The sequence below is a fragment of the Streptococcus orisasini genome, assembly GCF_001431045.1.
GTDB classification, from domain to species: domain Bacteria; phylum Bacillota; class Bacilli; order Lactobacillales; family Streptococcaceae; genus Streptococcus; species Streptococcus orisasini.
In genome coordinates this window covers 41427-53571 of the sequence record NZ_BCLE01000025.1, presented here as the reverse complement: position 1 = coordinate 53571, position 12145 = coordinate 41427, and the positions used below count along the sequence as shown (strand labels likewise).

Below are 12145 nucleotides of genomic sequence, written 5' to 3'. Positions count from 1 at the left end.
TCGATACTATTTCTAACGGCAATCTAATGCAAAAGCTATAGCGTTGGCGTTTGGTTTTGCCGTCCGTGCTACCTAAGGAAAGTATCATAACACAATAGTTCTTTTGATAAAAATTGACTTTTTCTTCAGTCTGATCCACTAATTCTACCTTACTGTTTCAAAGGTCCAGCTTCTGATTCCTTTAAAACGGAGAGCTCCTTGCTGATCTGTTCGGTAAACCCTACTTTTAACTTTGGCTATGCGCTTTAGAGTTTCTTGATGAGGGTGGCCGTAACGATTGTTTTTGCCTGCTGAAATAAGAACTGTTTTAGGCTGAATCTGTCTTAAAAAATTTAAGGAAGAAGAACCTTTAGAACCATGGTGGCCTGCCTTTAAAACGTCGGTTTTTAATCTGGGATAGGCCGTCATCAGTTTTTCTTCTCCTTCTTTCTCTAAATCTCCTGTAAAAAGAAAGCTTAAATTTAAAAGTTTGCCATAAAGAACCACAGAGTCATTATTGCCACCGTCTCCCGTTTTAAAGGGATAAAGCACATGGAGCTGGCTCCCCATAAGAGGCAGTCTGTCGCCAGCTTTAAGGACAGCTACTTTGACCTGCATCTTTTTTAGTTTGGCTGTAAAATCTGCATTCGTCAGACTGCCTGAACTAACTAAAACCTCACCAATTTTAAATGCTTTGGCCACAGTTTTCATATCGCCTACATGATCTGCATCAGTATGTGTGAGAACCATCTGATCAATCTTGCTGACCCCACGGCTTTTCAAGTAGGGAATCAATGTTTTTTCAGCATTAGCAGTGCTCACACGTTCCTGCCATTTGTCTGGTCTTGAAAAAACTACTCGTCCACCTACATCAATCAGAATTGTTTTTCCCTTGATATCTCGCAAAAAAATGCTGTCTCCTTGTCCAATATCAAGAATTGTAACTTCATTAACCAGAGGATTTTTCGCTATTAAAAGTAAAAGAATAAAACTCGCAGTAAGCACAGCTGCAATTTTTCTTTTATTGCGATAATCATAAAGCAAGCCTAAAATCAGCAGCATAAACACTAAAACCCAAAGAGATGGCTGACCTAAGACAAAAGGACGGCTAAAAATTTGATTAATAAAAACAATTATTCGCTCTAGAAAAATGAAAAACAAATTGACCTTCGTCAGCAATACAAAAGGCGATAAAAGGAAAACGACTGTCAGAATTGGCAGGATAAGTCCATCAAAAATAAGTGAAAAAATTGCAGTCAAAAAAACAGACAAGGGCTGAAAACTGCTAAAATACCACATCAGAAAGGGCAGAACACCCAAAGACAATGTCAGCATCTGGGCACCCCATCGCTTCGGCTGTGATAAGTGCCGAAAGTCAATCATGCTCAAAATAAAAGCATAAACAAAACTGAGCACTCCTCCTGCTGTTAAAAGGAAATGAGGCATCATAAAAAACATAAGCATTATAGTTATTGCAAAATTATCCGTTTTTGTAAAACCAAGATTGGCCAAATTGCTCTGCAAAAGGCTGCGGACAACAGATACTGAGAAGCCTGTTAAACCTGCATAAAGCAAGGAAAAAGGAAGCTGCAGCCAATTCATATAATCTCGCCTTATTCCTAAACGTAAACCTAGGTAACGAAAATAACCTATAAAAAAACCAACCTGCATTCCTGAAAGGGCAAAAAGGTGAATAATGCCTAAACTAGAATAAATATCACTCATTTCATCAAAAGATTTATCCAAATAGCCAAACAGCAGCCCCGTCATATAGTGACGCATAGGGACTGGAAATTTATGATTAACAGCTACAAAAGCCCTGCGCCGCCATTCATGCAAATAGTCAAATAAAGATAAATCTTGTACAGGCTGCACTCTCTCTATTTTCTTAATAGTAGCCAGCCTGTAAATTTTTTGCGTTTTTAAATAACTTCGATAATCAAAGCCACCAAAATTCCGTTGACTGTCAGCTTCAGTCAAATCAGCAGATACCCTCATATTGCTTGTTTTCCAAAGATTTTCAAAGTAACGCTTTTCTTTTTGACTTTTTAAAGTATAAAAGGCTTGATAAATCTTAGAACCTGATTTCCCCCGAAAATTAAGGCTGTCACCATTAAGACTGATAGTATCTGGAATAATTCTAAGCTGATTAATTTGTTTGGGAGCATTTTGATAGTCATATTCTGCCTGCCGGTAGGACAGATAAAAATACAGCACAAAAAATAATAAAAAGGAGACAGTTTTGAAACACGTCTTGCGATCATACTGAGCAATAAGAAAAAGAAAACTTAAAAAAACTAAAAGAACTGTTATTAAAGAAAAATGGTAGACCAAAAAATAGATTAAAACAGTTAAAAAAGCCAGATAAATGGGTCTTATTGGAAAAATTTTAATCAATGCTCACCAAGTCCTTTAGTTTTTCAATTGTCTTTTCTCCGATGCCAGAAATATTTTTCAAGTCTTCAATTGATTGAAAGCCACCATTACTTTCACGATAATCAATAATATCCTGGGCTCGTTTTTCCCCGATTCCAGAAATCGTTTGAAGCTCAGCAAGGCTGGCAGAATTCAAATTAATCTTATCTTTTGCTGCTGACTGAGTGGTTTGAGCTTGACCGATGGTTCCTTCTTGTGAATTGCCAACAGCACTAATATTTTCGCCGACTGCTGCTACGTAAATAACAGCCTCATCCTGCAATTTTTGCGCAAGATTGACTGACTTTCGGTCGGCTTTCTCAGAAAAACCACCCGCCTTCTCAATAAGGTCATTGACACGGCTGCCAGCAGGCAGATTATACACTCCTTGGTTTTTAACGGCTCCTTTAATATCAACCATTATTTTTGAGGCAGCTTGTGTTTTCTTTACTTTCTCTGAATGAATAGCTAGACTTGTTGTCGAAAGGGACGGCTCTTGTGAATGTTGCCAATAATTTTTAGCTTCTTTTTTGCTTGAAGAAAGAAAATAAAAACCTAGTCCTAATATAGCAAAAGCAGTCACTGCAGCAAGCAGCCATTTGTTTTCTTTAAGTTTATCTAGGATTTCTTCTGTCATATAATTCTCCTTACCTATTTATTCGTAAACTAAAGAAAAAACTGAGCAGTTAAAAAAGATTTTGTCAAATAGCTCCTTTTCTGCTTGTAGGCAAAAATAAAAAATCATTAGAAAAGCTGACTATTTCATTCAGTTTTTCTAACAATTTTCTTTAAGTATAATTATTTTAATTTCTTTTCCCGATGTTTTTCAGGATTCCAAACAAAGCTAGCAAACCATGAAAAGAGATAGGTTAAGCCCAGCACAACAGCTACTAAAATCATAGCTGGTATGCGGTAAATTAAGCTCCACCAGCTCGGACGGCTGTCATCTTTAAAGGTTGCAATTTCTGCATCCATCTGAGCAAATTCTTCTTCAATACGGTGGGAGACCTTTTCAATACCTTCATCATTCATACGCTTAATATCTGAAATATCAATAGGATTTCCAAAAGTCACATCAATCCTATCATGCTTGAGCAGTCCCTTAATAGAAGTAGGTCCAGCATAGGCCGCTGGCATAATCTTAACCTTACTAGTTTTAGCGATAACAGCAACACCTCCCTTAACATCAGAGGAGTGGCGGCTGCCGCTTGGGAACATAATAAGAGAACGATCGCTCTTTCTAAGCATTGTCACAGGGTAGCGGATAGCTTCAGTTCCTGGATTTTCCCGGTCTATAGGAAAAGCTCCGCACATGCGAATCCACCAGCCAAAGGCTCGGTTGCCAAAAAGTTCTTTCTTAGCCATGAAGATAAATTGCTTGGGCCGAGCTGCAAATGCTAAAAAAATTGGATCCCAGAGAGTACGGTGGGGAGCTACCAAAACATAGTTTTCATCCTGAGGCAAAAGCTTCTTTCGATGGTGGTAATGAATATTGCCATTGGCAGCCCAAATTAAAAAGACAAGCAAAGAGCGCAGGTAAGTGTAAAACACTGTCAATTCTCCTTTTATTAAGATACAAAGGGCGTTAAGAAAGCGAGAAGAAAATAGGAGCCTAACGCCATGCGCTTTGGCGCATCAGGTAGGCTTTCTTTTTCTCGACGCTTTTAGCCTGTGTTCAATTAGTAAGATACAAAGGGCGTTAAAAAATCCGTATAAAAATAGGAAACTGACGCTGTGTCCCTAAGACACAAGGAAGTTTATCTTTTTTACTAGGATTTTAGCCCGTGTTCGATTAGTAAGATACGGCAGAGGAATGTTATCTAAGTGCTTCGCACTTGATAACAAACGCCAATCACCATAGTGAATTGGCTACCTCTTCAATTTAATCACATGATAATGATTCCATTATACTAAAAATTTAACATTTTTTACAGAAGAAATATCATAGAGCTGCTATTTAGTGTATAATAAAATTGTTTGATTTTGAGGAGAAAGATGAATGAAATATAAAGATTATTGGAAAAAGTTGCAGAAAAATTTTTTCTCAACAGCAAAAGGGGCTAACTTACTCTTTAGTATATTTATTTGCGGACTTGTTTTAAGCCTTATCCTTATTCAGCTGAAATTACCGCAAACACATCGACAAGAACAAATCAAAACCAGCAAAGCTGTCAAAACCAAAAAACCAAGGCCAAAACCTGCAAAACCCAGTCCTACTGCTTTGAGAACTGGCAGCAATCACAATAATCAAGCTGAAAATTATGCTTATTCGACAGAGTTTATCCGGCAGATGATGGCTGATAAAAATGCTTCAACTGATAAAAAATTGGTCTTTTTAACCTTTGACGACGGGGTGGATCCCAAAATGACCCCGCAGATTTTAGATGTTCTTGCACAAAAGAAAGTTCCGGCAACTTTTTTTGTGCTGGGTTGTAACGTTAATGATAAAACTAAGCCTATCTTACAAAGACAGATTGCTGAGGGGCACGCTATTGGGACTCACAGTTTTTCCCATGTTTATTCACTCTTGTATCCTAATCGTGTCGGCAACAGCCGCCAAATTATCAGTGAGGCCGATCAAACTCAGAATGCTCTTAAAGCCCAGCTTGGACAAAATTTCCAATCCAATGTGTGGCGTTATCCAGGCGGTCATTTGTCCTGGACAGGACTAGAGGCTTCAGATAAAGAATTGGCCAACAGGGGAATCCAGTGGATTGACTGGAATGCCATGGTTGGTGATGCGGAGCCCTTAGGAAGAAGGCCACAATCAGTAGACAGTATGCTGGCTTTCCTTGATAATACTGTCAAAGTCGCCGCAAATCCTAATGTTCAGGTTGTTCTTATGCATGACACTGCTGATAAAACAATTACACTGGCCAGCCTTCCGCAAGTTATTCAATATTATAAAGATCGGGGCTACAGCTTTGGCATATTGAAGTGACAGACAGAGTTTTGCTTTTTTGTTATAATAAATCCCATGAAGAATTCCCTTTTAAAAAAGAAAGAGCGAATTGACCAGCTCTTTTCAACTGATGTTAAAATTATTCAAAATAAAGATGTCTTTTCTTATTCGATTGACAGTGTTCTACTTTCGCGTTTTCCAAAATTCCCCAGCAAGGGACTGATCGTTGACCTGTGTTCTGGAAACGGAGCTGTTGGACTTTTTGCCTCAACTAGAACAAAGGCCAAGATTATTGAGATTGAAATTCAGGAACGGCTGGCTGACATGGGAAGGCGTTCTATTGAGCTTAATGATTTAAGTCAGCAAGTTTCTATGGTGAATGATGATTTAAAAAATCTCATGACTCATGTACCCAGATCACGTGTTGATTTAATTCTTTGCAACCCACCCTATTTCAAAGCGACAGAAACATCTAAGAAAAATGCCAGCCAGCACTATCTTTTAGCTCGGCATGAAATCACAACCAACCTTGACGAAATTTGCCAAATCAGTCAACAAGCATTAAAAACCAAGGGACGCTTGGCTATGGTGCACCGGCCTGAGCGTTTTTTAGAGATAATTGACACTTTAAAACAGTATAAACTGGCTCCTAAGAGAGTGCAGTTTGTCTATCCTAAGGCTAATAAAGAAGCTAATATGCTGTTAATCGAGGCTATCAAAGACGGTTCTCCTGACGGTATGAAGTTCCTGCCGCCTTTAATTGTCCATAAGAATAATGGTGATTATACCGATGAGATTCATGATATTTATTTTGGTAAAGATCACAAGGCCTATATGTATGTCCTCAAATGTGCTGACGGCAGCCTCTACACTGGTTACACGACCGATATTGACAAACGTTTGGCTACCCATCAGGCAGGCAAAGGAGCAAAGTACACCAAAACGAGACTGCCGGTTGAATTGGTTTATGTTGAAACTTTTAACCACAAAAATGCTGCTATGAGTGCTGAAGCAAAATTCAAACAAAAAACACGCGATCAAAAACTGCGCTACATTGCTGAAAAGACAAGGGATAAAAACTGAACTGATTTTTCCAATGAGTACCCAATGAACTGTGTGCCGAGGGAACTCTAGGTTGACAAAAATCAACAGGTTTTCTTTCAACTACTTCGTCAATAGTTGATGCTGCATAGGCATAGATTGAAAAAAGCAGATAAGTACTAAAGGGACTTATCTGCTTTTACCGTCTAAAAATCCACGGTGCTGAGCAGACCTTTAGCTTCTGGCAGCAAAAATTCCTGTAAAATAAGATAAACATCCAAATTACTGCTGCAGCACTTTAGGTCACGCAATAGGGAGTCACTTTCGCAGATTTTAACGATATTTTCAATGACCCCAATATGCTGATAGGAATCAACTGCTGATATCATAAACAGCAAAGAAATTGGCTTGCCCATAAAGTCAAGAGCCTTTTTAAAAACTGACAGAGCGGCGCCTAACTTTTTGACACCCGTCTCAGGTTTAGCATGCAGTAAAGCAATGCCTTCAGAAATAACCATAAAGGGACCATGCTTATTTAAATTATCAATAATAGCACTGATATAGCTGTTTTCAATACAGCCTGTCTCATATAAAATTTGACCCAGCTGCTTGACTGACTGCTGCCAGGACGGGCTGTCTTCTTCAATCAAGATAGTTTCTGTTGTTAATAAATCCATCAGGCCCAGGATTTCAGGGGCTTTTTTTATTTCTGGCGGTATTCTTGCTGAGGATTGGTGGAACATGAACTTGGTCAGTTCCTTTTCCAGTAATTTTTCGTCATCAATACTGCTATGATTTCTGATAATCGTCATCAGGGATTGCAAATCCTGGGTTTGCAAACTGTCATTGCCATTGACATCTCTTACAAGCTGAATTCGCTCCTCATCAGTCATGATAGGATTGACTTTATAGACAGGTTTATGCAGTTTTGCAAATTGTATATCAGATACTGTCGTAAAGATAAGCTGAAAATCATCTTCCAGCTGCAATAAATCACTGACTGAATAAGGGCCTAAAAAGCTGATACCCGGAAATAAGGCCTTGAGTTCTTTTTGCAGTATGACTGAACTTCCTACCCCGCTTTGGCAGACAATCACTGCTTTACACTGATTTCTTTTTAAATTTAAAGAGCAGTCCTGCAGAATGCTGGCAAAGTAAAGGGTAATAAAAGAGATTTCCTGCTCAGGAATATCCTTGCCGACTATCGGCTTGAAAAACTGCATCACCTCTTTTGTAATCTGATAAATGTTACGGTATTCCTGAATGATTTTTTCATGGAGAACATTGACAATGGGCAAATTAAAAAGTATGCGGTAAAAGGCCGGTCTGATATGAGTGTAGAGCTGCTCGTAAATAAACTTTCGATTGTCCATTTCAATTCCCATGAGGGATTCAAAGCGTGTTAAGCTCTGATTTGTCAAAAAATGGATGAGCCTGTGATCTGAAAAATGAGCATTGGGAATGCCATTCCCTGAGCTTAAAATCAAGCCTGCAACAAACATCTGTGCGTATTGATTGTCAATAGCCACCAGCTCCTTTAGCAGCTCTCCTGACAGACGGTATTCTTTCAATTCCTTGATAAGAGCTAGGTCTGTTTCATCATACTGAAACAGACCTTCAGCTGCCATCCTGGGAATATTGAGCAAGATGGCATAATAGAGCTCATTTGATCTGTTTTCAGGCAGCTGCAACTCATATTTCTTTAGATACTTGCTTATTTTTAACTTTAATTGATCCTTATAAGCTATTTTCTCATGGGCTAAGAAATAGCGATAGAAAAAATCAAACTCTTGGCTGTTTAAATCTTTCAGAATACGCTCCAGAACATCATACCTGATTTCTGATTCACGCCCAACAAGATGATAGCCGATTTTTCTGGAGTACTCAATTTTGATATTTTTTAGCTTCAGTTCAGCTCCCAATTTTTTCAAATCATTCATGAAGGTAGACTTGCTGATAGACATTGAACTTAGAAAATGATTGACAGACAGAAAATCATTAACATAATAATAAAGCATGAACAAAATGTATCTTTTTCTTTCCTCGGTGTTTAATTCATAGTTTTTAAACACCGCTCCATCTTGCAAAAAATCAATGGAAAACTGAGCACTCTGAGTAGACAACATAATCAGATCATTCTTTAGCTGAATCGTTGGTTTATGGTTGTCAATAAAGATATCATTGAGTTTTTCAATGGCATAGTTTAATTGATTGTTTGTTAATGAGAGTTTGCTTAAAAGTGCCGTTCTGGATACACAGTTGTTTTCGATAAGATTTTCAATTACTCTTTTGGTTCTTTGATCTATCAAAACGCTCTCCTCATTAGAATTTATTGTTTAAAGTTAGAGATAGCTGCCCTTATTTTTCTAGCATTTTCAGCAATTTCGGTCTTGCTTCCCTTAGTCAACAGGGTGCCAATGCCAATGCAGTCAACCCCTTCTTCCAGCCAGTCTTTAATATTTTCTACAGTAGCTCCGCCTGATGATAATATAGGAACATAGGGCAGGGGAACCTTGATGGTTGAGACGATTTTAGGCCCGAAAAAGGCAGAAGAAGGAAAGGCCTTGATCATATCAGCTCCTGCTGTCAAGGCATCCGTTACCTCAGTAAGCGAAAAGCAGCCCGGCATGTAAGGAATATGATATCTGTTACAAATGCTGGCAACACTGCTGCTAAAATTTGGAGCAATAATAAACTGTGCCCCCTTTAACATGGCCTGTCTGGCGGTTTCACTGTCTAAAACAGTCCCAGCACCGATTAGCAGCTCGTCACCATAAATAGCATGCAGCTGTTCGATTATATCTCCGGCATTATTATTGGTATAACTGATTTCAAGAATGGAAATGCCGCCTTCCAAACAGCCTTCAGCTATTTCCTTGGCTCTCTCTAGATTATCAACCCGTACAATGGCCATGACTTTTTCATCATGAATGCGATTTAATACTGCTAATTTTCTCATCTTTTACTCCTTTACAAAGTCAAATGCTTCAACAACCTTATAGCTTTCCAAGGTCTTTTTTATCTCATCGTGAAATTTTTTTGAAACTGGCAGAATCGGCAGTTTAGGGGAACCAACCTGATAGCCAATCATATTCATCGAATATTTCAGAACACTTGGAACACTCGAAAGTTTCAGTAGGTATCGAAAGTCTTCAATACTATTTTGCAGCTGTCGAGCGGTCTCTAAATCATTTTTTCTGAAAGACTCATATATGCCAACATCTGTCCTTGTTAAGACATTTGATGTGGCAGCCACTGCACCGTCAGCTCCCAGCTGCAAGCCTGCCAAAATTTTAGAGTCAGACCCAACCAGAACAGCAAAATCATCTCGGTGATTATGTTTTATGTAGGTCTTCAGCTGCTGTAAATCTCCGCTGCTGTCTTTAATGGCGACAATAGAAGGTATTTTCAACAGCTCCTGATAAACTGCTGCTGAGATATTGTTGCCTGTATTTGCTGGAATATTATAGAGAATAATCGGCAGCGAAACCGCACGAGCAATTTCTTTATAATGATTTATCAGCTCTCTGTCTGTCAGCTTCATCAGAAAAGGCGTAATGACAGAAAGAGCATCGACTCCCAGTTCTGCAAACCGATTAGACAACTCAATAACTTGGGCAGTAGAAATACCGCCTGAACCTGCAAAAACAGGAACACGGCCGTGAACTTCTTCAACAACAAGAGCAGCTAATTTCTCCTTTTCTTCCCTGCTCAAAGCATAAAACTCACCATTTGTTCCCAGAATGAAAAGACCACTCACACCTTCTGCAATGAGACGATTAACCAAACGGCGAGTTGCTGCTTCATTAATGCCCTTTTCATCCAGGGGCGTCACCATTGCCGTAATCAGTCCCTTTATTTTCATGACTTATTCACCGCCTCTAATTGCTTTTTGACAGAGTCCCCCAGACGGCCTCCCGGATGCCATCTATAATATTTTTCCATCGTTAGGTTTGATGCTTCTTGCAGCAAAATAGACAGACACTGCAAAACAGTTACTTCTGCTAAAATAGATAATCTCGGCGGTTTATTGGTCGAGTCTCCTTCACTTGCAACACCGGCATAAAGAAAAACATCTGATTCTTTCTTTAGCCACGACTCTTTCCCACCACTGACTCCAATTAATTTGGCACCAATGTTTTTCAGCGCTGAAACCGTGGCTTTTAATTCCGAAGTTTCTCCGCTGTTTGAAATAGCGATAACAACATCTCCTGATTCAACTTGACCAGCAGAACCATGGACAGCTTCGGTAGCATCTAAAAAATAAGCCTTGGTTCCTGTTGATGACAGCAAAGCTGAAATATATTGGGCAACATGGCTGGGTTTTCCTATTCCAGTCACATGAACCCGACCCTTTTCTTTTTGACTGGTCAAAATTAAATCAGCAGCTTTTTCCAAGTCTTCAATAGCTACAGTTTTCAAAAAATGATTATAGTTTTCTTCTATTGCCTTAATGTAGTTTGTTACAGTTTCTGTATTCATATTCAATTCCCACTTTCTTCTAAAAAAACTTAACAAGAAATTCCTTGTCAAGTTAAATGATTACAGCCCAAACAGACTCAGCAGCTTATGGAGTAAAATGCCCATAACATTATAGTCCACATTTGGGAAGGTTGAGCCTTCAATGCCCAAGGAACCGTACAGTGGATAAAGAACGACTGGTAAAAAGGCCAGAAGCAAACCAACAACAAACGAGCCTAAAACAGCTCCTCGCCAGCCTCCGGTAGAATTGCCAAATACTCCTGCTGTTCCGCCAGAAAAGAAACAGATATGAGCAGCCGGAATAATGATTACCGGAAACTTCAAGGCTGCCATGATTAAAACAGCAAACAATCCAGCGGTGTAAGAAGACAAGAAACCTACAATGACAGCTGTCGGAGCGTAAGGAAAGACTGTTGGCACATCCAGGGCAGGACGGGAATTTGGAATAAATTTTTCTGAAATAGAAACAAAGGCAGCAGTAATCTCAGCCAAGAACATCCTAACACCTGTCATCAAAACAGACATTCCTGCTGTGAAGGTAAAGGCTTGAACAAAAGGAAATACCAGCCAGTGTGTTCCGCCCGCTAATTTGTCAGTTGCTGCTTTGCCCGCGGCAAAGACTGATACATAGAACAGAACCAGCATAATTACGGCTACACCCATCAGAAAATCGCGAAAGAAAGACAGCCATTTAGGGAAATTGATATTCTCTGTGGAATTTTTTTCGTGCTTGCTGAACAATTTTCCAATATAGCCTGAAAGCGCATAGCCAACCATATTAAAATGACCAATCGCAGCCGCATCACTGCCGGTAATCTTTCTCATAAAAGGCTGGCAGAGCTGAGGCAAAAAGGCAGAAAAGAAGCCCAAAAGGGTACCGCCCAGTAAAATAGTTGCTAAATCAGAAAAATGATGAGCTTTAAAAATAAGGGTTAACACACAGGCAAAGAACAGGCTGTGCCCTGTCGTAAAGAATATATTTTTAAAAGGCGTCACACGGGCGATAATAAGATTCATTACAAAGCCTAAAATAAGGGTACAGCTGGTAGCCAAGGCAAAAGAAGTCTGAGCCAGAGCCGTTGCTGCTTCCGGCGAAGCAATGACACCTGTAATTTTAAAGCCGGTTTGAAAGAGGGTATTAAAGTTTTGCAGAACCGTTGTCATCAAGGAACCGCCTGCACTGAATACCAAAAAACCAATAATAGTCTTAAACGTCCCCCGCCAAACATCTGTCATCGGTTTTTTCTGTGCCAAAAGACCAATCATAGCAACCAATCCCAATAAAACAGCAGGCGTACTTAAAAAACTAATAATGAATGCCATAAT

General features: G+C 39.3%; 10 protein-coding genes. 2 read left to right on the top strand and 8 right to left on the bottom strand.

The window, feature by feature from the left end:
* Positions 1-144: 144 nt before the first annotated feature.
* The 3 genes from SCSH_RS04770 to SCSH_RS04760 all read right to left on the bottom strand — a co-directional run bounded on the left by SCSH_RS04770 (position 145) and on the right by SCSH_RS04760 (position 3945).
* A complete protein-coding gene (locus SCSH_RS04770; protein ID WP_193743682.1) occupies positions 145-2376 on the bottom strand; it encodes a DNA internalization-related competence protein ComEC/Rec2 in 2232 nt (743 codons plus the stop codon).
* Positions 2369-3031, bottom strand: a complete 663-nt coding sequence (locus SCSH_RS04765; RefSeq protein WP_057490747.1) for a helix-hairpin-helix domain-containing protein — start codon at positions 3029-3031, stop codon at positions 2369-2371. The genes SCSH_RS04770 and SCSH_RS04765 overlap by 8 nt, the downstream gene beginning before the upstream one ends.
* Positions 3032-3192: 161 nt before the next feature.
* The gene (locus tag SCSH_RS04760) at positions 3193-3945 is read right to left on the bottom strand and encodes a lysophospholipid acyltransferase family protein (RefSeq protein WP_057490746.1); all 753 of its coding nucleotides are present in this window, start codon (positions 3943-3945) and stop codon (positions 3193-3195) included.
* 448 nt (positions 3946-4393) lie between these two features.
* Between SCSH_RS04760 and SCSH_RS04755 the strand changes: the two genes are divergently transcribed.
* Both SCSH_RS04755 and SCSH_RS04750 read left to right on the top strand, forming a co-directional pair.
* Positions 4394-5335, top strand: coding sequence for a polysaccharide deacetylase family protein (locus SCSH_RS04755; protein ID WP_057490745.1), 942 nt, complete (start codon positions 4394-4396; stop codon positions 5333-5335).
* A 36-nt stretch (positions 5336-5371) separates the two neighbouring features.
* On the top strand, positions 5372-6379 hold the full coding sequence (locus tag SCSH_RS04750; RefSeq protein WP_057490744.1) for a GIY-YIG nuclease family protein: 1008 nt from the start codon (positions 5372-5374) through the stop codon (positions 6377-6379).
* A 164-nt stretch (positions 6380-6543) separates the two neighbouring features.
* Here SCSH_RS04750 and SCSH_RS04745 read toward each other — a convergent pair whose 3' ends face one another.
* From SCSH_RS04745 to ulaA, 5 genes are read right to left on the bottom strand one after another with little or no spacing between them, the layout of a single operon-like run.
* The gene (locus SCSH_RS04745; protein ID WP_057490743.1) at positions 6544-8646 is read right to left on the bottom strand and encodes a BglG family transcription antiterminator; all 2103 of its coding nucleotides are present in this window, start codon (positions 8644-8646) and stop codon (positions 6544-6546) included.
* Positions 8647-8666: 20 nt separating this feature from the next.
* Positions 8667-9296 carry a beta/alpha barrel domain-containing protein gene (locus SCSH_RS04740; RefSeq protein WP_057490742.1) on the bottom strand — a complete coding sequence of 210 codons (630 nt, stop codon included), beginning with the start codon at positions 9294-9296 and terminating at the stop codon, positions 8667-8669.
* 3 nt (positions 9297-9299) lie between these two features.
* Positions 9300-10202, bottom strand: a complete 903-nt coding sequence (dapA, locus tag SCSH_RS04735; RefSeq protein ID WP_057490741.1) for a 4-hydroxy-tetrahydrodipicolinate synthase — start codon at positions 10200-10202, stop codon at positions 9300-9302.
* Positions 10199-10819 (bottom strand): SIS domain-containing protein, encoded by a 621-nt coding sequence (locus SCSH_RS04730; RefSeq protein WP_057490740.1) that lies wholly within the window; start codon positions 10817-10819, stop codon positions 10199-10201. Before SCSH_RS04730 ends, dapA begins: the two co-directional genes overlap by 4 nt.
* A gap of 60 nt (positions 10820-10879) precedes the next feature.
* Positions 10880-12142, bottom strand: a complete 1263-nt coding sequence (gene ulaA / locus SCSH_RS04725; RefSeq protein WP_057490739.1) for a PTS ascorbate transporter subunit IIC — start codon at positions 12140-12142, stop codon at positions 10880-10882.
* Positions 12143-12145: the final 3 nt, after the last annotated feature.